The 23,882-nt window shown below is 72.3% G+C and carries 26 protein-coding genes; 6 read left to right on the forward strand and 20 right to left on the reverse strand.

Annotated elements, in window-relative coordinates:
* Positions 1 to 66 precede the first annotated feature (66 nt).
* The 4 genes from ZF1_RS00515 to ZF1_RS00530 are packed head-to-tail and all read right to left on the reverse strand — an operon-like array spanning position 67 to position 4,217.
* A complete protein-coding gene (locus ZF1_RS00515; RefSeq protein WP_482636217.1) occupies positions 67 to 1,011 on the reverse strand; it encodes an NAD-dependent epimerase/dehydratase family protein in 945 nt (314 codons plus the stop codon).
* Positions 1,012 to 1,041: 30 nt separating this feature from the next.
* Positions 1,042 to 3,063: a DUF6541 family protein gene (locus tag ZF1_RS00520; protein ID WP_482636218.1), complete on the reverse strand. Its 2,022-nt coding sequence runs from the start codon at positions 3,061 to 3,063 to the stop codon at positions 1,042 to 1,044.
* A gap of 12 nt (positions 3,064 to 3,075) precedes the next feature.
* Positions 3,076 to 3,522 carry a DUF2304 family protein gene (locus ZF1_RS00525; RefSeq protein WP_482636219.1) on the reverse strand — a complete coding sequence of 149 codons (447 nt, stop codon included), beginning with the start codon at positions 3,520 to 3,522 and terminating at the stop codon, positions 3,076 to 3,078.
* A 17-nt stretch (positions 3,523 to 3,539) separates the two neighbouring features.
* Positions 3,540 to 4,217 (reverse strand): glycosyltransferase family 2 protein, encoded by a 678-nt coding sequence (locus ZF1_RS00530; protein WP_482636220.1) that lies wholly within the window; start codon positions 4,215 to 4,217, stop codon positions 3,540 to 3,542.
* 129 nt (positions 4,218 to 4,346) lie between these two features.
* Here ZF1_RS00530 and ZF1_RS00535 point away from each other — a divergent pair, with 129 nt between their 5' ends.
* Together ZF1_RS00535 and pseI are read left to right on the forward strand one after the other, a co-directional pair.
* Positions 4,347 to 5,348, forward strand: a complete 1,002-nt coding sequence (locus tag ZF1_RS00535; protein WP_482636221.1) for a putative sugar O-methyltransferase — start codon at positions 4,347 to 4,349, stop codon at positions 5,346 to 5,348.
* Positions 5,349 to 5,358: 10 nt separating this feature from the next.
* The gene (pseI, locus tag ZF1_RS00540; RefSeq protein ID WP_482636222.1) at positions 5,359 to 6,417 is read left to right on the forward strand and encodes a pseudaminic acid synthase; all 1,059 of its coding nucleotides are present in this window, start codon (positions 5,359 to 5,361) and stop codon (positions 6,415 to 6,417) included.
* 9 nt (positions 6,418 to 6,426) lie between these two features.
* Here pseI and ZF1_RS00545 read toward each other — a convergent pair whose 3' ends face one another.
* Positions 6,427 to 7,551 (reverse strand): NADH:flavin oxidoreductase, encoded by a 1,125-nt coding sequence (locus ZF1_RS00545; protein ID WP_482636223.1) that lies wholly within the window; start codon positions 7,549 to 7,551, stop codon positions 6,427 to 6,429.
* A gap of 164 nt (positions 7,552 to 7,715) precedes the next feature.
* Between ZF1_RS00545 and ZF1_RS00550 the strand changes: the two genes are divergently transcribed.
* Complete coding sequence (locus tag ZF1_RS00550) at positions 7,716 to 8,156, forward strand: RrF2 family transcriptional regulator (protein WP_073573780.1); 441 nt, start codon at positions 7,716 to 7,718, stop codon at positions 8,154 to 8,156.
* Here the strand turns inward: ZF1_RS00550 and ZF1_RS00555 are convergent.
* From ZF1_RS00555 to ZF1_RS00625, 15 genes are all read right to left on the reverse strand, one after another.
* Positions 8,153 to 8,881, reverse strand: a complete 729-nt coding sequence (locus ZF1_RS00555) for an alpha/beta fold hydrolase (RefSeq protein WP_482638658.1) — start codon at positions 8,879 to 8,881, stop codon at positions 8,153 to 8,155. The two genes, ZF1_RS00550 and ZF1_RS00555, sit on opposite strands and share 4 nt — an antisense overlap.
* A gap of 138 nt (positions 8,882 to 9,019) precedes the next feature.
* Positions 9,020 to 9,403: a type II toxin-antitoxin system VapC family toxin gene (locus ZF1_RS00560; protein ID WP_179761439.1), complete on the reverse strand. Its 384-nt coding sequence runs from the start codon at positions 9,401 to 9,403 to the stop codon at positions 9,020 to 9,022.
* Complete coding sequence (locus tag ZF1_RS00565; RefSeq protein ID WP_179761438.1) at positions 9,387 to 9,635, reverse strand: type II toxin-antitoxin system Phd/YefM family antitoxin; 249 nt, start codon at positions 9,633 to 9,635, stop codon at positions 9,387 to 9,389. Before ZF1_RS00565 ends, ZF1_RS00560 begins: the two co-directional genes overlap by 17 nt.
* 30 nt (positions 9,636 to 9,665) lie before the next feature.
* Entirely contained in the window at positions 9,666 to 10,307 is a 642-nt protein-coding gene (locus tag ZF1_RS00570) for an energy-coupling factor transporter transmembrane component T family protein (protein ID WP_350589406.1), read from the reverse strand.
* Positions 10,304 to 10,981: an energy-coupling factor ABC transporter ATP-binding protein gene (locus ZF1_RS00575; protein WP_251783246.1), complete on the reverse strand. Its 678-nt coding sequence runs from the start codon at positions 10,979 to 10,981 to the stop codon at positions 10,304 to 10,306. Before ZF1_RS00575 ends, ZF1_RS00570 begins: the two co-directional genes overlap by 4 nt.
* On the reverse strand, positions 10,978 to 12,105 hold the full coding sequence (locus ZF1_RS00580) for a thiolase family protein (protein ID WP_357459807.1): 1,128 nt from the start codon (positions 12,103 to 12,105) through the stop codon (positions 10,978 to 10,980). The genes ZF1_RS00575 and ZF1_RS00580 overlap by 4 nt, the downstream gene beginning before the upstream one ends.
* Entirely contained in the window at positions 12,102 to 13,424 is a 1,323-nt protein-coding gene (locus ZF1_RS00585) for an AMP-binding enzyme (RefSeq protein ID WP_482636224.1), read from the reverse strand. Before ZF1_RS00585 ends, ZF1_RS00580 begins: the two co-directional genes overlap by 4 nt.
* Positions 13,421 to 14,002 carry a biotin transporter BioY gene (locus tag ZF1_RS00590; protein WP_073573787.1) on the reverse strand — a complete coding sequence of 194 codons (582 nt, stop codon included), beginning with the start codon at positions 14,000 to 14,002 and terminating at the stop codon, positions 13,421 to 13,423. The genes ZF1_RS00585 and ZF1_RS00590 overlap by 4 nt, the downstream gene beginning before the upstream one ends.
* A 69-nt stretch (positions 14,003 to 14,071) precedes the next feature.
* Positions 14,072 to 14,536, reverse strand: coding sequence for a GNAT family N-acetyltransferase (locus ZF1_RS00595; protein ID WP_482636225.1), 465 nt, complete (start codon positions 14,534 to 14,536; stop codon positions 14,072 to 14,074).
* 16 nt (positions 14,537 to 14,552) lie between these two features.
* Positions 14,553 to 16,187 (reverse strand): hypothetical protein, encoded by a 1,635-nt coding sequence (locus ZF1_RS00600; RefSeq protein ID WP_482636226.1) that lies wholly within the window; start codon positions 16,185 to 16,187, stop codon positions 14,553 to 14,555.
* Positions 16,188 to 16,293: 106 nt separating this feature from the next.
* Positions 16,294 to 16,842, reverse strand: a complete 549-nt coding sequence (gene pseH, locus ZF1_RS00605; RefSeq protein WP_482636227.1) for a UDP-4-amino-4,6-dideoxy-N-acetyl-beta-L-altrosamine N-acetyltransferase — start codon at positions 16,840 to 16,842, stop codon at positions 16,294 to 16,296.
* Complete coding sequence (locus tag ZF1_RS00610; RefSeq protein WP_482636228.1) at positions 16,842 to 17,891, reverse strand: PseG/SpsG family protein; 1,050 nt, start codon at positions 17,889 to 17,891, stop codon at positions 16,842 to 16,844. Before ZF1_RS00610 ends, pseH begins: the two co-directional genes overlap by 1 nt.
* Before the next feature lie 11 nt (positions 17,892 to 17,902).
* On the reverse strand, positions 17,903 to 18,694 hold the full coding sequence (locus ZF1_RS00615; protein WP_482636229.1) for an SDR family NAD(P)-dependent oxidoreductase: 792 nt from the start codon (positions 18,692 to 18,694) through the stop codon (positions 17,903 to 17,905).
* A complete protein-coding gene (locus tag ZF1_RS00620; RefSeq protein WP_482636230.1) occupies positions 18,691 to 19,605 on the reverse strand; it encodes an aldo/keto reductase in 915 nt (304 codons plus the stop codon). The genes ZF1_RS00615 and ZF1_RS00620 overlap by 4 nt, the downstream gene beginning before the upstream one ends.
* Positions 19,602 to 20,267, reverse strand: a complete 666-nt coding sequence (locus tag ZF1_RS00625; protein ID WP_482636231.1) for a cytidylyltransferase domain-containing protein — start codon at positions 20,265 to 20,267, stop codon at positions 19,602 to 19,604. Before ZF1_RS00625 ends, ZF1_RS00620 begins: the two co-directional genes overlap by 4 nt.
* 79 nt (positions 20,268 to 20,346) lie before the next feature.
* Here ZF1_RS00625 and pseB point away from each other — a divergent pair, with 79 nt between their 5' ends.
* The 3 genes from pseB to ZF1_RS00640 are packed head-to-tail and all read left to right on the forward strand — an operon-like array spanning position 20,347 to position 23,874.
* Positions 20,347 to 21,330, forward strand: a complete 984-nt coding sequence (pseB, locus tag ZF1_RS00630) for a UDP-N-acetylglucosamine 4,6-dehydratase (inverting) (protein WP_482636232.1) — start codon at positions 20,347 to 20,349, stop codon at positions 21,328 to 21,330.
* Positions 21,330 to 22,460: a DegT/DnrJ/EryC1/StrS family aminotransferase gene (locus tag ZF1_RS00635; RefSeq protein WP_482636233.1), complete on the forward strand. Its 1,131-nt coding sequence runs from the start codon at positions 21,330 to 21,332 to the stop codon at positions 22,458 to 22,460. Before pseB ends, ZF1_RS00635 begins: the two co-directional genes overlap by 1 nt.
* Before the next feature lie 13 nt (positions 22,461 to 22,473).
* Positions 22,474 to 23,874 carry a lipopolysaccharide biosynthesis protein gene (locus tag ZF1_RS00640; RefSeq protein ID WP_405420504.1) on the forward strand — a complete coding sequence of 467 codons (1,401 nt, stop codon included), beginning with the start codon at positions 22,474 to 22,476 and terminating at the stop codon, positions 23,872 to 23,874.
* Positions 23,875 to 23,882 lie beyond the last annotated feature (8 nt).

A 23,882-nucleotide genomic window follows, 5' to 3' on the forward strand; every position in this document is an offset into this window, starting at 1 on the left:
TGTCGCCCACCCGGGCCCGGCCCCCCGCACGGGGACCGGGCCCGAGGTGTGTCGGTGCCCGGTGTCTCAGCGCCCGGTGTGCCAGGCCCAGGTGTGCGCGAGGCCCTCGGCGAGCGGGGTCGGCGCGGGCAGACCGAGCGCGGCGATCCCGCGCGACGGGTCGAGGCAGCTGCGGCGCAGCTCCCCGGCCCGGGCCGGGAGGAACTCCGGCGCGAACGCCTCCGGGGCGAGCCCGGCGATCTCCCCGATCGTCGCGGCCAGCTCGACGACCGTGGACTCGGTGCCGGTGCCGACGTTGAACACCTCGCCGGCCAGCTCCCCGGCCGCGAGCCGGTCGGCGGAGGCGAGCGCCGCCCGGGCGACGTCGCCGACGTAGAGGAAGTCGCGGGTCTGGCCGCCGTCGCCGAACACGGTCGGCCGCAGCCCGGTGCGGGCCCGGTCGCAGAACAGCGAGACGACCCCGGCCCCGCCCGCCGGGTGCTGGCGCGGCCCGTAGACGTTCGCGAAGCGCAGCACCAGCGCCGGGAGGCCGTGCGCCCGCACGAAGAACCGGGTGTAGCGCTCCGCGGCGAGCTTGCTCATCCCGTACGGCGACTCCGGCTCGGCCGGCTCCGCCTCGGTCGTCGGCAGGGGGGCGCCGTCGCCGTAGATGGCGCCGCCGGTGGAACAGACGACGACCGCGCCCGCGCCCGCGTCCCGGGCCGCCTGCAGCACGCTCAGCGTGCCGAGGACGTTGACCGAGGCGTCGTGCACCGGGTCCTCCATCGAGCGGCGTACGTCGATCTGGGCGGCCAGGTGGAACACCGCGTCCGGGCGGTACTCCGCGGCCAGCGCGGTGAGCGCGGCGGTGTCGCGGATGTCGAGCTCGGCCACCGTGACACCCGGGGCGAGGTTGTCCCGGGTCCCGGCGGAGAGGTCGTCGACGACGAGGACGTCGTCGCCGCGGGTGAGCAGGGACTCGACCAGGGTGGAGCCGATGAAGCCGGCTCCGCCGGTGACGAGCGCGCGCATGGCATCCCTCTCGAATGGGGCCAGTGGTCCTCAGGGTAGTGAGTCGAGGCTCAGTCGATAGACTGAGACCGGGCCGCTCTGAAACTGCTTCGTGAGTCCCGGCAGCGGCGTGACGTCCAAATCTTCAAGGCCAGGTGGAACCGTGAAGGGGCCGGGATCGGAGACCCAACCGTAGGGCGAGCCGCCCGCCCCGATCCCGGGTGGTGCATCGTCAACGTATACCCAGGCGACGTCGAGCTCGCGGAGCATGCTCCGAATGTCGGCACGCTCCGGATAGTCGCGGAACGACGCGAGAAGCGGGATCGACCAAGGGACCGATCCGGTGCCGAGTGACGTGGTGTTGACAACCGGGATCCCGGCCTGCACGTACAGAAGTGTCGACCCGTCGTTCGCGGAGTTCATGACTCGTTGACCCGGGGCGACGCGACTGCGTAGGAAGTCGATCGCAGCCGCGTCGTGTGTGTCGAACCGCCGGAACTCCGGCTCGCCGTACCTCTCGGCAACGCTGATCGTGTTCGTTCGTGCGCCACTGCTGACGGGTGCGGCGACCAGGGCGGCAGCGGCGGCGAGAACGAGTGCGGGTACGAGGATGGTGGTCCGCAGGGCGACGGGTAGGTGGCGGCGCGTCACCCGGACCACGGCGGCGGAGGACAACACGACGGCGATCGCCGCCAGCGTCGGTACGAACAATGCCGTATGCGCCCAAACCCGCTGCAGCGCGTTGTAGAACAGTCCTGTCACGGACGCTTCGGGTCCGATGCCGGGGCTCAGCATCATCGCGAAGACGATCGCGCTCCAGGTCGCCCATGCGGCGACCACGCCGACGCCCCGACGTGCGCGAGCAACGAGGAACACCCCGACGAGCACCAACGCGGTCAGTCCTGCCTGGCCGGTGAGTCGACCGTTGTCCAGGTAGCCACCGTAGGAGAGTCCGATGGTGCTGCCGAGTGCTTGCGCGAAACCGGTCGCCCCCGTGTCCGGGGGAAATCCTGCGATACCTCCGATGGTGGAGGTGCTACTGAGTAGTAGCGGCAGGATCCCGATCGCCGCCACCGCCCCGGCGCCCAGCAGGACGGGTAGCAGTCGCACCAGACGACGACGCCCGTGGCGATCGAGGAGATCCCCGCACAACCAGGCGACGAGGCTGACCGCGACCGTCGCCACCGCGCTGGGGTGGGTTGTGACCAGCCCGGCGCAGGCGAAACCCAGGACGACGGCGATCGCGCCCCTCGACCGCTCCGCGGGCGCGGCCAGGAACGCGGCGAGTAGTCCCGGTGCGAGCGCCAGGGTCACGGCGTTCGGATAGACGCCGCCGTCGTGCATGAGCTGGAACGTCGGTCGATAGAGGGCTGGGGCGATCACTGCGCCGACCCCTCCGGCCAGTGAGGAAACCAGGGCACCACAACCGAGTTGACGTGCCGTCACCACGGAGAGGGCACATACGCCGATAACGAAACCGACCGCCAGATAGGTGATCGTGAACGCATTCAGCGCCGCACTGGGATCGGCACCCGCTCCGGCGAGGAGGGCTGGGCCCAGATGCCCTCCTGCCGGATAGGTGGAGACCGGCCCGCCTGTCAGGAGATCGACCGGCTGGACCTGCCACGGCGCAGCGCGCCCGGTCCGGCCGATGTAGGCCACCAGGAGTTGGTGAGTGATCATGTCGTGTTCCTGGGCCACCGTCGACAGCCCGCGGAACCCGCGCAGCCAGGTTCGCACAGCGAGTGCGAGTCCTGCGACCACCATGAGGATCGAACACAGCGCAGCGAACGACGGCTTCGCCAATGCGATCTCGAACGGCCGTCTCCTGAAGTACCGAGACGTTGCGCCGCCGAGGCCGACCACCACGATGACCACCCCGACCGTGGCCGGGGTGAACGCGACGTGGAGTGCCCCGGCGAGGGTCGCGATCGCCCCCAGTAGCCCGATCGTCACGGCCGGGCCGGCTGCAATCGTGACGAGCACGGACCGGACCCCGACAGCCCGAGCCAGGAGCATGCCGGGCCCGAACCCGAGCAGGATCGAGCTGACGAGCAGGACGAGGTCGTTCACGCCCCTACTCCGTCACTGTCCCTCTGGTGCGGTACTCGGGGCAGCCGCGGGGAGGGCGACAGCTCCTGCCGACGGATGCACTGCCTGCTGCTCCAGCACGGTCAGCCGCTGCTCGAGGTCGTTCTCCCGCCGGGTCAGCTCCGCGTCCCGGACGGCGATCTGGCGGGCCAGGTTCGTCAGGTGCTGGCTGATCTCGCGGTCCCGCAGGTAGGTGTTCAGCATGCCGAACACGAACGCAACGACGAGCAGGTAGACCAGCAGGTCCGTGCCGCGGCCGATGCCCACCGCCCGGGCCAGGTAGGTGAGGTCGTCGGGGCGCAGGACCGCGTAGATGTTCAGCACGATGAACGCGCCGAAGGCGATCCGCTTGCTCGCCCGCACGCCGACGCTCTGGCCGCTGCGCACGAAGTAGACGAGCGCGCCGACCGCGGCGGCCAGGAGCAGGATCTGCAGGATCACGGTGTTCGCCTCCTGGGTCATCGCTGCCGTACCGACAGGTCGAACAGGATGTTCACCCCGTTGAACAGCGACTGGCCCTTGGATCGTGAGTACTCGGTGTAGCGGATCGTGACCGGGACCTCGCGGATCCGCCACGACGACCGGGCCAGCGACGCGACGATCTCCGACGCGTGCGCCATCCCGTTCATGGTGATCCGCAGGTCCTCCGCGACCGCCCGGTTCATGGCCCGCAGCCCGTTGTGGGCGTCGGTGAGCTTGAGCTTGCGGCTGGCCGGGGACAGCGCCGCGACGGTGCGCAGCACCAGCCGCTTGAGCGGCGGGACCGGTTCGGTCGACTCCAGGAAGCGCGACCCGAGGACGACGTCGGCCTCGCCGCTGCGCAGGATCGCGGCCATCCGGATGGCGTCGGCGACGTCGTGCTGGCCGTCGGCGTCGAAGGTGACGATCCGCTCGGCGCCGCAACGGAGTGCGTAGTCGATCCCGGTCTGCAGCGACGCGCCCTGCCCGAGGTTGATCGGATGCCGCACCAGGTGCGCCTCGGTACCGGCGATGCGTTCGGCGGAGGAGTCCCGGCTGCCGTCGTCGACGCACACGACGTTCGGGAAGCTCGTGCGGATCTCCGCGACGACGTCGGCGATGACGGTGTCCTCGTTGTACACGGGGACCACCACCCAGGTGCCGGTGTCGGCGACCACGTCCCACTCCCTCGTCACTGACCGGCGGCCGTCCACAGCCGCACCGCAGAGGCTATCGGTCCGGGGATCCGGGCCGTGCGACGGTGGGTCACGATCGGGGCGAAGGTGATGTTCCGTACCGTTCGTCACATGGACCCGAGGACGCTGCTCGAGCTGATGCTGGCCGACCTGGACAGCGCGCCGGAGCTGTACCGGCCGACGGACTTCTGGAGGACCGGCCTGGAGAAGGTGGTCGCCGACCTGCGCGAACGCGGGTTCGCGGAGTTCCGCAGGCACCCCTCGGCCACGTTCTTCTACGCCCCGCAGTACGCGCCGGTGTCCCGCCCGGCGGCCGCCCTGTCGCGGGCCTTCGGTCTGGCGGGCGGCCCCGGGACGCTGCTGCGCGAGCGGATCGACCAGGTGCCCGTCGCCCGGGCCCACCACGCCACGGTGACCGCCCTCGACCCGGCCGACCGGTCGCCGTCGCTCGCCGGGTTCAGCGAGTCGGCCGCCGGCGCCCCGGCCGAGCAGCTGGTGTTCGACGGCCGCCGGTTCAGCCGGTCGTCGCTGAACTACCTGCGCGGGCTGGTCATGCTCAAGCGCGCCGTGCCGGACCTCGACGTCTCGACCGTCCTGGAGATCGGCGGCGGGTTCGGCACGCTCGGCGAGATCCTGCTGTCGGGCAACCCCGGGCTGCGCTACATCGACGTCGACATCCCGCCGGTCGCCGCCGTCGCCACGCACTACCTGCGCGAGGCGCTCGGGCCGGAGAAGGTCCTGGACTACGCCGCCACCCGCGAGCGCGAGAAGATCGTGATCGACGAGCTGGAGCAGCCTGCGACGGTGCTCTGCTCCTGGCAGCTGCCCCGGCTCACCGGGACCGTCGACCTGTTCGCCAACTTCATCTCCTTCCAGGAGATGGAGCCCGACGTCGTCGCGAACTACGCGAGCCTGGTCACCGACCTGGGCGCCCGCTGGCTGCTGCTGCGCAACTCCCCGACCGGCAAGCGAGGAGTCCGCGAGCCCATGCTGCGCCACCGCTACCTGGAGATGTTCGACCGGTTCGAGCTCGTCGACTCCGACGCCGGGCTCTACGGCCAGGACTCCGAGGGCACGGTGTCCGAGGTGATGGTGCTCGCGCGGCGCTCGTAGGGTGGCGCGCATGCGCACCCCGGACCCGATCGAGATCGGCGGCCACCGCGTGGGCCCCGGCGAGCGACCGTTCGTCATCGCGGAGGTCTCCGGCAACCACAACGGCTCGCTGGACCGGGCGCTGGAGATCGTCGACGCGATCGCCGGCACCGGGGCGCAGGCGGTGAAGTTCCAGACCTACCGGGCCGACACGATCACCATCGACGCCGACGGCCCGGCCTTCCGGATCCGCGACGACCACGGTCTGTGGGGCGGCCGGAACCTGTACCAGCTCTACGAGCAGGCGCACACGCCGTGGGAGTGGCACGAGCCGCTGTTCGCCCGGGCGCGTGAGCACGGGCTCGTGCCGTTCTCCTCGCCGTTCGACCCGACGGCGATCGAGCTGCTGGAGTCCCTCGACGCGCCGGCGTACAAGGTGGCCTCGGCCGAGCTGGTCGACCTGCCGCTGATCCGGGCGATGGCCGCGACCGGCAAGCCGATGGTGATCTCCACCGGGATGGCGACGCTGGCCGAGATCGACGCCGCCGTCGCCGCCGCCCGGGAGGGCGGTGCGACGCAGATCGTGCTGCTGGCCTGCACCGCCTCGTACCCGGCGGACCCGGTCGACGCGAACCTGCAGACGATCCCTGCGCTGCGCGAGGCGTTCGGCGTCCCGATCGGGCTGTCCGACCACACCCCGGGCATCGGGGTGCCGGTCGCCGCGGTGGCGCTCGGTGCGGTCGCGATCGAGAAGCACGTGACGCTGCAGCGCGCCGACGGCGGCGTCGACTCCGACTTCTCCCTGGAGCCCGCCGAGCTGGCATCGCTGGTCACCGAGACCGACGTGGCACGACGCGCGATGGGCCCCGCCCGGTTCGGCCCGCGCGAGTCCGAGCGCGACACCCTCGCGCTGCGCCGCTCGCTGTGGGTGGTCGCCGACGTCGCCGCGGGCGAGGCGGTGACCGCGGACAACGTGCGGTCGATCCGCCCGGCCGGTGGTCTGCACACCGACACGATCGGCACCGTCCTGGGCCGGACCTTCACCCGCGACGTCGCCCGCGGCACCCCGCTGACCTGGGACCTGATCTGAGCGACCCGCTCAGTGCAGGGTGCCCAGCGCCGCCTTGGTGAAGGGCACCAGCTCGGACTCGCGACCGTCGAGGACCTTGCGGCCCCACTCGGGGTCGGCGAGCAGCGCACGGCCGACGGCGACGAGGTCGAACTCGTCGTCCTCCAGCCGGTCGAGGAGCTTCTCGACGCCGCTGACGTCGGCGTGCGCGTCGCCGCCGGAGAACATCTCCGGGGCGAAGACCTGGTCCAGGCCGACCGAGCCGACGGTGATCGTCGGCAGGCTGGTGACCTTGCGCGTCCACCCGGCGATGTTCAGCTCGGCGTCGGCCTCGGGGAACTCCGGCTCCCAGTAGCGGCGCCCGGACGCGTGGAACGCGGTCACCCCGGCGTCGGCGAGGGGGGTCAGCACGTCGGCCAGCTCGTCGGGGGTCCGGGCGAGCTGCGCGTCGTAGGCACCGGCCTTCCACTGGGAGAACCGGAACACGACCGGGAAGTCGGGGGCGACGCGCTCGCGGACGGCGGCGACGATCTCGGCGCCGAAGCGGGCCCGCTCGGCGGCGCCGCCGGCGTAGCCGTCGGTGCGGCGGTTGGTCCGCTCCCACAGGAACTCGTCGATCAGGTAGCCGTGCGCGCCGTGCAGCTCGACACCGTCGAAACCGATCCGCTCGGCCTGCGCGGCGGCCTCGGCGAACGCGCCGACGATCCGGTCGATCCCGGCGAGGTCCAGTGCGGTGCCGGCACCCTCGGTGCCGTCGAGCGCGATGCCGGACGGGCCGACCGACGGCGCCTCGGGGAACGGCGGCTTCCCGGCCTCGCGGGTGATCCCGACGTGCCAGATCTGCGGCATGATCCGGCCGCCCGCCCCGTGCACCGCCTCGACGACGTCCGCCCACCCGGCCAGCGACGCCTCGCCGTGGAAGCGCGGGACGGCGGCGACGTCGCCCGCGGAGGGGTCGTCGATGTAGGTGCCCTCGGTGATGATCAGGCCGGTACCGGCGGCGGCACGGCGCGCGTAGTAGGCCGCCACGTCGGTGCCGGGGACGCCGCCGGGGGAGAACGCCCGGGTCATCGGGGCCATGACGATGCGGTTGGGCAGCTCCGCGGAGCCGAGGGTGTACGGGCGGCCGAGAAGCCGTGCGGCGCGGGTGGACACGAGGCACTCCTGAGGGGTGGGCCGTCCAGGCACGTCGGCGGGTCCGGGCGGAGGCGTCAAATGGTTCTGATCAAAGATACATATGGCTCCGTGAACTGCAACAGTGACCACCACCTTTTCGGGCGCGACGGGTACGCTGGCGGCCCGGGACGGGAGGTGAGGTCGTGCTGGACATCCGGTTCTCCAGTGCCCTGCAGGCGATGCTGTACCTCGCCGCCGCGGCCGAGGGCGACAGTCCGACCGTCAGCTCCGGACGGCTCGCCGAGGCACTCGGCACGAACGCCAGCGTGGTGCGCAAGCTGCTGGTGCCGCTCGGGGTGCACGGCCTCGTCGAGTCCAGCAGGGGGCGCAGCGGGGGTGCCCGGCTCGCCCGGCCGGCCGGGGAGATCACCCTGGCCGAGATCTACCGCTGCGCGGTGGGGGAGAAGCCGCTCTGGGCGTGCCGCCCGGAGAGCGAGCACGTCTGCCCGGTGACGACGAACGCCGCGGAGTACTTCGCCCGGCTGACCGTCGAGGTGGAGGGGGCGGTGCTGCAGTCGCTGGGGTGCCGGACCCTCGTCGACGCGCTGCGCGAGATGCGGGGCCTGGACCGCGCGGCGCCCTAACCGTCGAGGAACTCCCTGACCAGCGCGTTCACCTCGTCCGGGGACTCCCGGTTGGACCAGTGGCCACGGCCGGGCAGCACCACGAACCGGGCGCCCGGGACGGCCGCGGCCGCCGCGCGCGTCGTCGCGACGGGGACGCCCGCATCCCGGTCGCCCTGCACGAACAGGGCGGGGCAGCGGATCTCCGGGAGCCGGGGGCGCAGGTCGACCCGCATCCGGCGGAACCCGATCGAGTCGTTCTGCCAGTCGGAGCTGCCCGCGTTCCCGGCCCGGGCCTCGCCCAGGATCTGATCGACGATCCCGTCGAGGTCGGCCACGCGGCCTGCGTCGCCGAAGAGCGCGCGCCGGGTGAACGCGGTGACCGCCGCCCGGCTCCGGAACGCCAGGTTCGGCAGGGTCCGCGAGAGCAGCGGCACCCGCGCGGTCAGCCACAACAGCTGGTGCAGCCCCGGCGGGAAGCTCAGTGTCCCGGCCGGAGCGAGCGCCACCACGCGTTCCACCCGCTCCGGGTGCTCGATCGCGGTGGCCAGTGCGAGGGCGCCGCCCTGGGAGAGCCCGACGACCGCAGCACGCTCGACGCCGAGGTCGTCCAGCACGTCGACGACCGTCCGGAGCAGCACGTCGTGGCCGGCCCGGCCCCGCCACGGCCGGCTGCGCCCCTGCTTCGGCCAGTCGGGGCGATGACGCGGTGGTCGCGGGCGAGGTCGGGGATCAGGTGGTGCCAGCTGAGCAGCGCGTTGTCGAGGCCGGCCCCGGACAGCAGCAGCACGGGTGGGCCGGACTCGCCCGCGAGGTGGACGTGCAGGTCGCCCTCGGGGCGGGGGATCACATGGTCGCGCAGTGCGGTCATCGGGTCCTCCCGGTCAGCGGGTCGCGTCGACGACGAAGCTCCGTCCGAGCCCGAGCAGGACCCGGTCCGCGGTGAGCAGCTGCATGCCGTCCTGGTCCGCCTGAGCGATGATGAGCCGGTCGAACGGGTCGTGGCGGACGAGCTCGGGGAAGGCACGCAGGCCCTCGGCGTGGGCGGCCGTCACGTCCAGGACGACCAGCCCCTGTTCCTCCAGCAGCTCCGGGAGCCCGGCCGGGACGTCGAGCTTCCCCAGCATGGCTTTGATGGTGAGTTCCCAGACCGATGCCGCCGAGACGTGGACCGCGGTCGCGGCCCCGACGACCTCACGGGCCTTCGGGCCGAGCCGTTCGCTGTCGGTGAGGACCCACAGCAGGGCCTGGCTATCGAGGAGCAGCATCGTCGCCGTAGAACATGGCCTGGATGTCCTGGTCGACGCCCTCGAAGTCGGCGTCGTCGTAGCGGACGCGGCCGCGCAGCCCGCCCAGGCGCACGGTCCGGCGCTGGTGCGGCACCAGGTCCGCCACGGGCGTCCCGGCGCGGGAGATGACGATGTGTTCGCCCGCGGCGACGCGCTCCAGCAGTCGGGACAGGTGGGTCTTGGCCTCGTGGATGTTGAACTCGGCGGTCACGGTGCCTCCGTCCGTCGGACCTGGTCCAGCTTAGTCCATCCTTCGTGATCCGGGTCGGTCGTCGGGTTCGTCGTCGCCCCACCCGCGCGCCGCCAGTGCCTCCCCGAGCGCGTCCGCGTGCCGCAGCGTCCGCACCAGGAACGGCACCGCGAACGCCGTCGGGGAGCGGTCCGCCCCGCGCGCCTTCGCCGCGGCCCGGACCTGCCCCGCGATGCCGGACAGTGTCCCGATCGACTGCACCGTCAGCCCGACGAGAAGGCCGAGGCGCTCGGGTGCGAGACCGAACCGGCGCAGCGGGCCGAGTCCCCGCTCCACGGCGCCGACCAGGTCGTCCACCCGGGTGGTGAGGGTGAACAGGGTCGCCGCGCCCATCGCGGCGACCAGCCGGAGCACGATCACCAGCGTCCGTTCCGGGCCGAGCAGCCACCACTGGACCGCCCCGAGCAGCACGGCCAGCAGCACCAGCGTGCGCAGCACCGGCCGGGCCCGGTGCCACGGGATCCGGGCGACCAGGTAGCCGGCGGCGACGGCCAGGCACAGCCCGCCGAGCACCCGCGGGTCCTCGGTGAGCACCGCCCCGACCGCGAGGGCCAGCACCACGAGCAGCGACGGCCCGGCGGGCGCCCGGTGCAGCAGGCTGTCACCGGGCGCGTAGAGCCCCAGCGGGGTCACGAGCCGCAGAGCCTGCGGTAGTACGCGACGGCCGGACCGGGCTCGTCGTCGGCGACGACCCGCCCGCCGTCGAGGACGACGACGCGGTCGAAGCCCGTCAGCAGGTCCAGGTCGTGGGTGGCGAGCAGGACCTGCTGGCGCAGCCCGGCGAGCCGGTCGGCGAAGGCGCGCTTGTTGCGCAGGTCGAGCAGGGTGGTCGGCTCGTCGCAGACCAGCACGTCCGGATCCAGCACGAGCACGGCGGCCAGCGCGAGCAGCTGCTTCTGCCCGCCCGAGAGCTGGTGCGCGGGGTGCTCGACGTGGTCGCCCAGCCCGAACCCGGCCAGGGTCTCCGCGGCGAGCCGGGCGCGCTCGGCCCGGTCGCGCACGGTCCGGCGCAGCGAGAACGCGACGTCCTCACCCGCGGTCGGCATGACGATCTGGGAGTCCGGGTCGCTGAAGACGAACCCGACCCGGCGGCGGACGGCGGCACCGTCGCGGGCGGGGTCGCGGCCGTCGACGGTCACGGTGCCCTCGGTCGGTGCGACGAGCCCGTTCACGGTCCGGGCCAGCGTGGACTTGCCGGAGCCGTTCGCGCCGACCAGCGCGACCCGGGGCTCGGCGAGGGTGAGGGTGACGCCGTCGAGGACGGTGCGCTCGCCGTAGCGGTGCCCGACCGCCTCGAACTCGATCACCGGACCACCCGCCAGCTCGTCGCGACGCCGAGGCCGCCGCCGGAGGACAGCGCCGCGATCCCGGTCTCGCCGCGGCCCTGTACGACGAGCCGGTGGAACAGCCGCACGACCAGCACCGCGCCGGAGGCGCCCCAGGGGTGGCCGAGCGCGATCGCGCCGCCGTCCGGGCTCACCCGGTGCCCGTCGATCCCGGCCGCGTCGAGGCAGGCCAGCGCCTGTCCGGCGAACGCCTCGGTGAACTCGACGGCGTCCGGGGACCGCGGCCGGTCGCGGAGCGCGGCGAGGGCGGGGACGGCGCCGAGCCCGAGGTCGGCCGGGGGGCAGCCCCGGGTGGCGGCCGAGACCAGCGCGAGGCCGGGCACGCCCAGCTCCCGGCGGCGCCACTCCGGCACCAGCGCGACGGCGGCGGCCCCGTCGTTCACCCCGCAGGAGTTCGCGGCGGTGTGCACGCCGCCGGGGGTGAACGCGGGCCGGAACCGGGCGAGCCGCTCGGGGGTGAAGCGGTCGCGGGGACGCTCGTCGGTGAGCACGGCACCGACCGGGACCAGCTCGTCGTCGAAGCGGCCGGAGCGCTGCGCGTCGACGGCGCGGGCGTGGCTGCGGGCGGCGAACGCGTCGAGCCGCCGGCGGGAGAGGCCCGCCCGGGCGGCGACGTCGTCGGCGGCGGGCCCCATGTCCGGGTCCGGGTCGCCGGTCGGGGCGAACGGCGCGCGGGTGTAGACGGTGCCGTCGGCCCAGGTCCGCGTAGGTGCGGTCGACGGCGACTCGGCGCCCCCGGCGAGGTAGCCGGCGCCGTCCCCGGCGCGGATGCCCGCGGCGGCGGTGAGGATCGCGGCCAGCCCGCTCGCGCACTGCCGGTCCACGGTCATGCCGGGCACGTCGTCGCCGAGCCCGGCGGCGAGCGCCGCGACCCGGGCCGGGTTGCCACCGGGGCCGAAGACGTTGCCGAGCAGCACGTCGTCGACCGGGCCGCCGAGGGTGCCGGCCAGCGCGGCGAGGACGGGCGCGGCGAGCGCGTCGACGGTCACCGCGCGCAGCGCGCCGCCCGCGGTGCCGATCGGGGTGCGCCGCGCGGCGACGACGACCGGGGTGTCGGCCGTGGTGCCGCTGCCGGGGCCGGTCACTCGGGCCCCCCGAGCGGGACGGCGTCGAGGGTCCCGTCGCGCAGTGCGGCGTCGACGGCGGCGCGGGCGGGCTTGCCCGAGCCCAGCCGCGGCAACGCGCGGGTGACCAGCCAGCGGCGCGGGCGCTTCGCCGGAGACAGTCCGGCCCGCGCCGCGGCGCGCAGCGCCCGCCGGTCCGGGACACGGTCGCGGGCCTCGACGACCGCCGTGACCACCATCCCCAGCGACGCGTGCGGGGTCCCGGCGACGACGACGTCCCCGACGCCCGCGACGCCGCGCAGCACCTGCTCGACCTCCTCGGCGGCGACCAGCGTGCCGCCGGAGGAGATGGTGGTGGCGGCGCGGCCGAGGACGGTCAGACCGCCGTCGCCGGTGAGCTCGGCGCGGTCCCCGACGGTCGTCGGACCGGGGCCGGCGGGGACGAATGCGCCACGGGTGAACCGGCCGTGCACCGACTGCGGGCTGTCCACCCACAGCACGTCGTCGCGCACGGTGAGGTGCACGTCCTCGACCGGGCGCAGCGGGCCGTCGTCGCGGCGGGTGGCGATCAGCGAGTGCTCGGCCGAGCCGTAGTACTCGAGCAGCGTGGTGCCGGGCAGCAGCCGCGCGACCCGCTCCCGCATCCCCGGCGCGACGTGCGCGCCACCGCACACCACGACCCGTGGTGCGGGGCCGCCCGGGCGGCGCTCCCGCTCGTCGAGCAGGGCGCTGAGCTGGGCGGGGACGAGGTGGACCGAGCCGCCGTCGGGCAGGTCGGTCGGGTCGAGCCGGCCGCGGGTGACCAGGCCCAGACCGTGGTGCAGCGCGTGCAGCGCCCCGAACAGGTACAGCGTCGAGGACGGCGGCCCCGGCACGAGGACCGGTCCGGGAAGTGCGCCGAGGATGTCGAACCCGATCCGCCAGGAGCGCCGGTCGCGGGCCAGCACGGTGGGGACACCGGTGCTGCCCGAGGTCGTCGGGAGCAGGAACAGCCCGGGCGTCCGCGCTCCGCCGTCGGCGGTCGCGGCCCGGCCGTCGGTGCCGACGACGTGGTGCGGCGCGGCGTCGGCGAGCACCGCGTCGCGTTCGCGGCCGGTCCAGCCGGCGTCGGCCAGCAGCGACGCCGCGCCCAGCCGGTCCGCGGCGAGCAGGTAGGGCAGCACCGCCCAGCGGGCCCGGGTGGGGGTGTCGAGCACGACGCGTTCCCCGGCCCGCACCCCGAGCCGGGCGAGGCGCTCCCCGGCCGCGGCGACGGCGTCGGCGAGACCGCGCGGGAGCCAGGGGGCGGGGACGACGGGCGCGGCCGCGTCGTCGGCGGTCTCGCGTTCCGCCCCGCTCACCGGACCCGGGGCTCGGACGACGCGGAGCGGACCGGCAGCAGGTCCGGCAGGGCCCGGTGCACCAGCGACGCGATGAGCGCGGCCAGCACGATCTTGATCAGGTCACCGGGCACGAAGACCAGGGACTGCACGATCCCGCCGGTGACGTCGCCGATGTAGACGCCCAGCCACGGCATGCCGATCACGTAGTCGGCGAGCAGCCCGGCCAGGCAGGCGAGCAGCAGCACGGGCAGCGACCGCGACCGGAACCGCGCCACGACCAGGCCCGCGACCAGCGCGGACAGCAGCCAGCCGACGAGGAAGCCGCCGCTGGGACCGAAGAACGCGGCGCCGTTGCGGCCACCGGACAGCAGCGGCAGCCCGACCGCGGTGAGGACCAGCAGCAGTGCGACCGAGGCCGTGCCGAGCCGCCACCCGAGGATCACACCGGCCAGGATCGGGCCGACGTTCTGCAGGACGATCGGGACGCCGGCCACCCCGGCGAAGCCGGGGAACAACCCGAGGACGGCGATGAACGCGGCGAACACGACCACGCGGGCGAGGTCGGCCGCGGGGAGCGCGGGACGGGATCCGGACACGCGCGAAGGGTAGGTCACAGCGGCGTGCCGGAGGTGTGCCGTGCGGGTTGCGTCACGGCACCCGAACGGTCACACCACGCGGTGCAGGGTCCGGAAGCCGTCCGCGTCGGGGCCGGCGCCGTCGGCGTAGCCCGCCCGGGCGAACAGCCGGGCCGAGGCGTCGTTCCCGCTGTGCACGACGGCGGTCACCGCGGTCCCGGCGCCGGCCCGGGCCCGCAGCGCGTCCTCCCCGGCCCGCAGCAGCGGCCCGGCCAGCCCCTCGCCGCGGCGCTCCGGGGCGACGGTGATCGAGACCTCCCAGCCGCTGTCGTCGCGGTCCCAGCGGACGGTGCCGACCGGGCCGCGGACGTCGTCGACGACGAGGAGCAGCCGGTCGTCGCGGTCCAGCGAGTCGGTGAGCCAGCGGCGGTGGGTGGCGAGGTCGACCTCGTCGTTGTGGCTGCGCGACCAGCGGCGGGTGTCGGGGTCGTTGCGCCAGGCCAGAAGCAGTTCGGCATCGGCAACGGTGCCGGGGCGTACCTCCAGCCCCGCCAATCTCCGAGAGGCGGGATCACACACGGGGACAGAACTCCAGGGTCGCTCCGCCGGCGACGGACGTGAACGACCGGGAGCAGTCGAACATCGTGGTCAGCTGCCGCCGTAGAGCCGGTTCGAGGCGGTCGAGGTCGGCCCATGCGCGATCCATCACCAGGTATCGCGCCGCTGAGTCCGCCTCGTAGCAGGACAGGTTGTCTGCGTAGCTGCCCAGGCTACGTATCCGAGAGTCGTAGGTGCTGCGGGAAACGAAGACTGGTGACGGGTATCGGCACGGTGTCGGACTGCCGAGCAGGTAGGCCTTCGAACCGTACGCCAGGTACAGGACCGGGGTCTGCGTGCCGATCCTCTGGCGGACTTGGTCGTACTCCGCGTGCGCGTTCCGCTGGGAGTCGAGCAAGCCCGCGTTGGTGTACTGGTCATCGAAACCGTCGAAGGCATATGCCGCGGCGGGTAGCCCGGCCGGGAGCAGGCAGGCCGCGAGCGCCGTCGTCGCTGCTGCAAGAAGGACCGTGCCAGGGGTTCGCCGCGCGGCCCATCTGCGTTCCGCCAGTGCGCCGAAGACGGTGCACAGGCTCAGTACTACGAACGCCGCTACGACTGGTCCGAAGACCTCACGCCGCCATCCGAGGTCCTGTGCCAGCAGCACTGCGCTGAGCAGACCGGCGATGAGCGGAGCGACGATCAGAACGGCGCGGGCACGGGTCGACGCCAGACAGACGGCTCGTGCCCACACACCCGCGGCGAGCACCGGCAGACCGACGAAGTGGTAGGCGTACCACTGGCCCTGGCCGACGCCTGACGCAAGAGACAGTCCCACTGCGAGTACCGAGATCACAGCCCCTGTGGCCCAGCTCCGGTTGTGGAAGACGATCACCACGAACGCGGCGGGAAGTGCGACGAGGACGGGCGAGACGATGACCACGTTGGCGAGGACCCGGGCGAGTTCAGTCGCCTCGTGGGTGCCGAATCCGGTCTGCAGGGGCGAGGTGAAGTTGGCACGGACCGAGTCGCGCAGCCAGAGGATCTCCAGCGGGTCCACCCAAGAGGTACCGACGATCCATGCCAGGGTGGCGGCGCTGGCGACAACCGAGGCGAGGACTGCCCTCCGGAGGGTGAACAGGGCGACCAGTCCGACTGCTAGCACCGCCCACGGTGCCGTGGCGACTTTGACTGCCAGGACGCTCCACAGCAGCAACCCGCCGATCAGCCCGCCGACCCATCCTCGGCGCGGCCCGAGTGCCGCGCCGACGGAGGCGAACGCCAGGGCCGCTCCGACCCAGTCCGCGGTGAGGAAGTGGAAGTTCGGTGCCGCGCACAGGGCGACCGTCGCGGCGACAGTGATCAGTCGGCTGCTGGTCTCGTCCAGGTGCCGTCGTAGCCCCCACCACACCGCGACGCCCCCGGCGATCACGAGCAGGCAGGCGACCAACCGGACGACGAGTTGCGCGGGTAGACCGGAAGGGTCCTCCGTCAGGAGGTCTGCAATCTGCTGGAGGGCCGCCATGAACAGCCGATAGAGCAGTGGCCGGTGCACGAAGATCTCGTGCGCACCGCCGGCGCCGCCTGCCTCGGCGGTGATGAGACCACCGAGGACGTACTGAACGTCGACTCCGAGGCCGACCCAGGCGCCCGCCGCGACGCCGAGCAACGGCGGTATCACTACCGGGAGCCGGACGGTGGACCGATCGCGGTTGTGCCTCGGAGCTGGACCACTTCGAGTCCAGGAGGCAGGATCCAGGGACACCACGGCCGAGTCAGATGAGCCCGCGACCGTGCAGTGTGCTCGCGAAGGTGTCACGGCGGGCGAGCCAGGAGTCCCGGAACTGTGCGATCACGTGGACATCGAGCCACTCGCCGTCGCGGTACCAGTGCCGGCGTAGGCACCCTTCCTCGACGAACCCGAACTTCTGGTGCATCTGAAGGACAGGCTGGTTGAAGGACAGTACTTCGGCAGACAGCTTGTGCAGCCCGAGCTCGACGAAGGCGATGTCGAGGAGCAGGAACTCGGTGGCGCTGCCTACACCACGGCCTCGGGTGCGGGGGTCGGCGAGGTAGAAGGCCCACATCGCACGCGAGTTGTCGGTGTCGATCTCGGTGAGGAAGACGGCGCCCACTCCCGTTCCGTCCATGGAGACCACCCACGCTTTGCGGTCCGGTGCGGTGAGGAGTTTCTGGAACCAGGCCTCGTGCTCCTCCGCTGAGATCTCGTGAGTCGTGTACATGTAGCGGGCGACCTCCGGGTCGTTCCGCCACTGCCGCAGGTCGTCGCGGTGTTCGGGCCCGACAGGTACGAGTGCGATCATCAGGATCTCCTGCCCTCTTCACAGTGTGCTGGCATGACGGCACGATGCTCGGTCTGCTCGACGATGTCGGCGACTCGGGCGCATCCTGCTCCGTCCGTGACCTCGGACGCCCGGCGGGCTCTCTCAACCAGTACTGCCGGGTCCGCCGTCGCAGCGCGAAGCGATGCCGTCAGCTCGCGGGGCTCCACCGGCTGTCCGCCGAGTCGAACCGTGGCGCCGATTCGAGCGAGGCGACCGGTCGCGTCCTGTTGATTGTCGGCAACTACTACTACGCCGAACGGACGCCCCAACGCGCACAGCTCCCAGACAGAGGTGCCCCCTGCGGTGACGACGAAGTCGGCATCGAGCATCTGCTCGGCGATCTCCGGGGTCGGTGCGATCGTGTCGATGTCCTCGTGGCGTCGCAGAGCCTGTACGGCCCGTTCTGCACCCGGTGGTACGACCGCTCTGATGCGTGCGGAGGGAAATGCCTCCAGGCAACTGTGCAAGACCTGGGGCAGCGCGCCGGTCGCGTCACTGCCGCCCATCAGAACGAACACCCTGGACGGGCGGACGGGCTGCTGGTCCAATCTGCCGACGCCTACGCTGCGGAGCTGCGCGAATCGGGGCCGCAACATGGCGTAGCGGGGACCGGCGAGCAGGACCGTGTCCGACTGGGTGCGGTAGACGAAGTCCTCCGCCCCCAGGTTCTGGTTGACGATGACGTCGGCATCGAGAACGCCCCGGTCGTTGAGGTCGTCGATGACGACGGTGCAGCGCTGAGGGGCGCGTAGGGCCTCGACCGTGGCGGCATCGAGTCGATAGGTGTCGACGACGATGACCGCGGGGTTCACGAAGTCCAGGGCGGAACGCAGCGAGTCCGAATCACGTTCGGCGACGACGTGGGCCCACCCCCTGGCGGCGCCTTCCCCGATCGCCCGTGCATCGACATCAGGGGCGTGGACCACAACAACACGCCAACCTCGCCGCGCCATTTCCTCAGCCAACGTCGTGCTACGTACCCAGTGGCCGAATCCGGTGCGGGCACTGGCATCACAGATCAGGGCCAAGGATCGCACTCTCACCAGGCTGTCCAGCCGCCGTCGACCACGACTGAGGAGCCGGTGGTGAATCGAGATCTGGGCGAGGCGAGGTAGAGGACCGCGGTCGCGAGGTCCTCCGGCGTGCCCACCCGTCTCCCCGGGATCTCCCTCCGGAGACTGTCGGACAGGGGGGTGTCCGGCTCCGCCGGAAATGCCCCTGGTACCAGAGCGTTGACCCGGATCCCGTCTGGTGCGAGCTCCACGGCGGAGTATCGGACCAACTGAAGTAGCCCGGCTTTCGCCGCACCATAGAACGGCGGATTCGTCGTACTCGCATCCTCGTACAGGTGGGGCCTGGGGCTGATCATGCCGTACATCGACGACACAGCGATGACGGACGGAGACCCGTCGGCCGAAGCGGCGCGCAGCTCCCCGAGCGTGGTCCTGATCAGGCGTTGTGTCGCGATCAGCGAGAGCTCGATGGCCTCTCGATACTGGTCGGCGGTCGAGGTCGCAAGCGTTCCACCGCGGCCGACATGGGCATTACTTACGAGGACGTCCAAGCGCCCGTGCTCGTCGCGGATCGTCGCGGCTAGTGCCTCGATGTCCTGGTCGTGCGTGACGTCTGCGACATGGGGTGTCGCGATACCTCCGCGCGCTCTGATCCGCTCTGAGAGATCTTCGAGCGGTCCCCCACGCCGACCGACGAGCCAGACCGGGGAACCGGCTGCCGCGAGTGTCTGTGCGATGGTTCTGCCGAGATGTCCAGCGGCCCCTGTCACCAGCGAGGGGCGTCCGGTGAGGTCGAACAGTTGCGAGGGGCTGGTCATGCGTTCCACCTGCTGGGGTTTACGAGGTCCGGCCCAGCTGCGGGGACCCGGCTCATCACCATGAACGCTTCGTCCGCGGAGAGCGGTGGCAACGAAGTCAACGACGCGTTCTCGATCACTTGGGCTGCAGTCTCTGCGCCGATGACCACGGCATCGACCCAGGGCTGAGCAAAGACGAATCGCAGGCACAGGGCGGCTCGACCCGGTGAACCTGTTCTGATCGCGGCATCGTCCAGTGCAGAGAGGATCGGCGCGCCGTCGATGCCTGCGGGCCAACCGTGGTCATTTACCAACAAGCCCTGGAGAAAGACGCTGCGACAGACAACCACCACGTCCGGTCGGTCGGTCAGGGCACCGCACACTTCGGAGGTGAGCCATCGGCGGTCAACGACATTGAAGGGCAGCTGGACGTGGCCGATTTCTGGAAGAGCTAGTATGTCCAGAAGCTCATCGGGGTGTTGGACCGACACCCCAATCCGATCTATCCCCTCAGCGTTGCGTAATGCGCACAAGGAATCCCACGCGCCGGGACGCAGAGCGTCATCGGCGCGGTGAAAGAGCAGGTCGGAGACTGAGCGACTCGCGGCTCCCAGTGCCTCCGCAGACTGTGCCCAGCTGCGCGCGATCTGGTCGTTGGCGTTGCCCGACCGCGACAGTGGGGCGATCTTGGTGATGATCGCCGGGGGCTCCCCGGTCCGCGCGGCCGAACCGAGGTCCGCCTCGGAATCGCCGTATCCGCGGGCCGTGTCGACGTGACTGATGCCGTGCGCCCGCACCGCATCGAGAATTGCGCTGACAGTGCCCCGGTCAGGACGTCCTGCGAGATTCGTCGCCCCGTAGGACTGACCGATCTGCGCTGCACCGAGAACTAGACGTGGGCTGGAAGCCCCCGGACGTGCTGAGCGACTCATGACAAGCCGATCACGAGTTCGCGCCAGCCCGCCATGGCTCGTCCCGCCATCAGTGTCGCCACCGCCTCGTAGTCCCCCGGCAGATCGATCGTGCAACGCAGTCCGTCCGGTGTTCGTGGGGGCAGGGCGGGCCGAAACTGCTTCGCCGGTGCTTCCCGCCTCATCCACCGGGTGACGTGCTCGCGGTCCTGCAGGTCCTGGGATGCGGCAGCCGCGCGGAGCGCGTGAACGCGGAATGCCTCGGCACTCAGGCCGTAGGGCACCGAACTCTGGTCGATGTATCGGTAAGCGTCGTCGCTGCCGGTCAGACTCGCGACGAGGTCGTCGATCAGGTCCCCATCGGGAAGCGGGTTGTCGGCCGTCAGCCGAACCACCACGTCCTGGTCATGGAGGTCGGTTGTGGCGGAGAGGAACCGGTCGAGCACGTCAAGGCGCGACCCACGCACGACCGGAAAGCCGGCGGCACGGACGACCGCGGTCAGCTCGTCGTCGGACGCTTCGTCGCTGGTGGCGAGGACGACGTCGAGGCCGGTACTCGATGCGCGGGTCAAGACCAGTACCGCTAGCGGTATGCCTGCGACCGGCAACAGGCTCTTGCCAGGGAGCCGGGTCGACGTCATGCGTGCCTGCACCACCACACGAACCCGAGTGGCCACGCTCATCACCGCCCTCCTTCGGTCAACCGAACCGGACGCGTGCCATCATGCCGGGCGGAAGAAATTCCGCAGATCTGGAGGCGTGATGTCGGTACTCAAGGGCTCGTCGGTCCTGGTCACGGGCGGGACGGGGTCCTTCGGGAAGGCCTTCGTCCGCACCCTGCTCGACCGCTACGAGCCGCGCCGGCTGGTGATCCTGTCGCGCGACGAGCTCAAGCAGTACGAGTGCCGCTCGCTGTTCGAGAACGACCTGCGGCTGCGCTGGTTCCTCGGTGACGTCCGGGACCAGCCGCGCCTGCGCCGCGCGATGCACGGTGTCGACTACGTCGTGCACGCCGCCGCGCTCAAGCAGGTGGACACCGCCGAGTACAACCCGTTCGAGTTCATCCGGACCAACGTCGAGGGCTCGCAGAACGTCGTCGAGGCCGCGATCGACGCCGGGGTGAAGAAGGTCGTCGCGTTGTCGACGGACAAGGCGTCGAGCCCGATCAACCTCTACGGCGCCACCAAGCTGTGCGCCGACCGGCTGTTCGTGAGCGCGAACCACTACGCGGCCGCCTACGAGACCCGGTTCGCCGTGGTCCGCTACGGCAACGTGCTCGGCAGCCGCGGCTCGGTGGTGCCGCTGTTCAAGCGCCTCGCCGCCGAGGGCCAGTCGCTGCCGATCACCGACAAGCGGATGACCCGGTTCTGGATCACCCTGCCGGACGCGGTGCAGTTCGTCATCGACTCCTTCGACGCGATGCAGGGCGGCGAGCTCTACGTGCCGCGCATCCCGTCGATGCGGATGACCGACCTCGCCGAGGCCATCGCCCCCGGCGCCGCGACCCACGAGATCGGGATCCGGCCGGGGGAGAAGCTGCACGAGGAGATGATCGCCGCCGACGACTCGCGGCGGACCCTCAAGCTGGCCGACCGCTACGTCGTCGAGCCCTACATCGCCGGCTGGGGCTACACCTCCCCGGCCGTCGGCGAGCCGGTCCCGGACGGGCAGGCGTACCGGTCGGACACCAACGACCTGTGGCTCTCGCCCGAGCAGCTGCGCGCGATGGTCGAGGCGCTCGACTGATGCTCCCCTACGGCCGGCAGTCGATCTCGTCGTCCGACGTCGAGGCGGTCACGGCGGTCCTCGGGACCGACTGGTTGACCACCGGCCCGGCCGTGACCCGGTTCGAGGACGACCTCGCCGCGGTCTGCGGGAACCCCGCGGTGGCCGTGACCAGCGGGACCGCGGCGCTGCACGTCGCCTACGCCGCGGCCGGGGTCGGCCCCGGCCAGGACGTCGTGGTCGCCCCGCTGACGTTCGTGGCGACGGCGAGCGCCGCGGCGCTGCTCGGCGCGAACGTCGTGTTCGCCGACGTCAGCCCCGACACCGGCAACCTCGACCCGGACGCGGCGAAGGCCGCGCTCACCCCGGACACCACCGTCGTGGCCGGGGTCGACTACGCGGGCCACCCGATCGACGCCGAGGCGCTGCGCGCGGTCGCGCACGGGGCCGGTGCCCTGCTGCTGGAGGACGCCGCGCACTCCGTGGGCGGCACCTGGCATGGCCGCCCGGTCGGTGACCTGGCCGAGCTGACGACGCTGAGCTTCTTCCCGACCAAGAACCTCACCACCGCGGAGGGCGGCGCGGTCGTGTCCCCGCGGTCCGACCTCGTCGCGGGCGCCCGGTCGTTCCGCAACCACGGCCTCGTCCGTGACCGGGACGCGCAGCGGTTCCCCGACGAGGGGCCGTGGCACCAGGAGGTGCACGCGTTCGGGCTGAACTACCGGCTGCCCGACCTGCTCGCCGCGCTCGGATCGTCGCAGCTCACGCGGCTGGCCGCGTTCACCGCGCGGCGCAGGGAGATCCACGCCCGCTACGACGCCGCGCTCGCCGACGTGCCCGAGGTCCGCACCCCGGTCCGCCGCGACGGCGCCGAGCCCGCCTGGCACCTCTACCCGCTGCGCGTGCTCGACGGCCGCCGCCGCGCGCTGTTCGACCACCTGCGCGAGCGGGGCATCGGGGTGCAGGTCAACTACATCCCCGCCTACTGGCACCCGGTGTTCGCCGACCTCGGCTACCGCCGCGGCCTGTGCCCGAACGCCGAGGAGTACTACTCGCAGCAGCTCTCGCTACCGCTGTTCCCCGATCTCGCCGACACCGACGTGGACCGGGTCTCCGCCCTGGTCCGGGAGTTCTTCGGGCACTCCGCGTGAGGGAGACGTGAGCGTGGACGCCAGCCGGGAGGTACTCGGGCGCGGCTCGCTCTACACCCTGGGCAGCGTCGCCCCGATCCTGGCGAACGTCGTCGTCACGCCGTTCGTCACCCGGCTGCTGGGCGACGCCGAGTACGGCGTCGTCGCGGTCGGGCTGATCCTGGTGCAGGTCGGCGCGATGGTCGTCGGGTTCGGCCTCGCGTCGTCGATCACCCGGCACGGGATCCTGGAGAGCTCCGGCACCGACGGCGCGCGGGCGCTGGTGCTGCAGGGTAGCGCGCTGTCACTGGTCGTGGTCGTGCTCGCGGTGCTGGCCGGGCCGTGGTGGAGCGGACCGGTGCTGTCGGTGCCCTGGCGGGCCGGGCTGGTCTTCGCCGGGCTGGCCGCGGCCGGTTTCGTCGTGGTGCTCAACGCCCAGGCGTTCCTGCGGGTGCAGGACCGGCCGGTGCCGTTCGTGGTCATGTCCGGGGTGGCGACGCTCGGCGGCCCGCTCGCCGGGCTCGCGCTCGTCTCCTGGCGGGCGAGCGACGCCGACGACTACCTGTTCGGGCTGCTGCTCGGCTACCTCGCCGCCGCGGTCATCGGGCTGGCGCTGGCCCTGCGCGGTGGCCGTCCGCGCACCGCGCGGGGTGACTTCGGCCGGGCGCTGCGGATCGGGCTGCCGGCCGTCCCGCACCTGGTCGCGCTGCTGCTGGTGCAGAACGCGCTGGTCCTGATCGTGAACCGGTACTTCGGCGTCGCCGACGGCGGCCGCATGCAGATCGCGCTGCTGCTCGGCTCGGCACCCGCCATGATCGTTTCGGCGCTGAACAACGCCTGGGCACCGGTGATCTACCGGACGCCGCCCGAGGCCCGCGGCGCCGCCCTGGAACGCACCGCCCGTGACGTCGGCGTCGTCACCGCCGCCCTGGCCGGTGGGGTCGGGCTGCTCGCGCCGTTCCTGCTGCGCATCCTCGCCCCGGCCTCGTTCGCCCCCGGACAGCTGGTCCCGGTCACCGCGGTCGCGACGCTCGGCGCCGTGGTCAGCGTCGTCTACCTGGCCAACGTGCACCTGGTGTTCGCGTCCGGCCGCAGCGGCGGGCTGGCCTTCGTGAGCCCGGTCAGCCTGGTGCTCGGCGTGGTCGCGGCGGTGCTGCTCGCCCGGACCGGGTCGCTGACCGCGGTCGCCGCCGGGTTCCCGCTGATCTACCTGGCCCTGGCGGCCGGGACGTCGCTGCTGCGCCGCCGGGTGTCGCCGACCCGCTGGCGGGAGGCCGTGCTGGCCGGGCCGCTGGCCGTCGGCGTCGTCGTGTGCGGGGCCGGCGTGCTGCTGCCCGCCGAGGGCGTGCTGTGGCTGTCGGTGCGGTTCGGGCTGGCCGCGCTGCTCGGGGTGGCGCTGCTGCTGCTGGTGCGCCGGATCTTCCGACCGACCTGACCCGGCGT

It is taken from the genome of Pseudonocardia sp. ZF1 (assembly GCF_056835605.1).

Excerpts from the sequence above, each read along its gene's own strand:
- ZF1_RS00515 (WP_482636217.1), bottom strand. The coding sequence starts at position 1,011 with ATGCGCGCGCTCGTCACCGGCGGAGCCGGCTTCATCGGCTCCACCCTG.
- ZF1_RS00535 (WP_482636221.1), top strand. The coding sequence starts at position 4,347 with ATGGACCCGAGGACGCTGCTCGAGCTGATGCTGGCCGACCTGGACAGC.
- pseI (WP_482636222.1), top strand. The coding sequence starts at position 5,359 with ATGCGCACCCCGGACCCGATCGAGATCGGCGGCCACCGCGTGGGCCCC.
- ZF1_RS00560 (WP_179761439.1), bottom strand. The coding sequence starts at position 9,403 with ATGCTGCTCCTCGATAGCCAGGCCCTGCTGTGGGTCCTCACCGACAGC.
- pseH (WP_482636227.1), bottom strand. The coding sequence starts at position 16,842 with ATGATCGCACTCGTACCTGTCGGGCCCGAACACCGCGACGACCTGCGG.
- ZF1_RS00615 (WP_482636229.1), bottom strand. The coding sequence starts at position 18,694 with ATGACCAGCCCCTCGCAACTGTTCGACCTCACCGGACGCCCCTCGCTG.
- ZF1_RS00620 (WP_482636230.1), bottom strand. The coding sequence starts at position 19,605 with ATGAGTCGCTCAGCACGTCCGGGGGCTTCCAGCCCACGTCTAGTTCTC.
- ZF1_RS00625 (WP_482636231.1), bottom strand. The coding sequence starts at position 20,267 with ATGAGCGTGGCCACTCGGGTTCGTGTGGTGGTGCAGGCACGCATGACG.
- pseB (WP_482636232.1), top strand. The coding sequence starts at position 20,347 with ATGTCGGTACTCAAGGGCTCGTCGGTCCTGGTCACGGGCGGGACGGGG.
- ZF1_RS00635 (WP_482636233.1), top strand. The coding sequence starts at position 21,330 with ATGCTCCCCTACGGCCGGCAGTCGATCTCGTCGTCCGACGTCGAGGCG.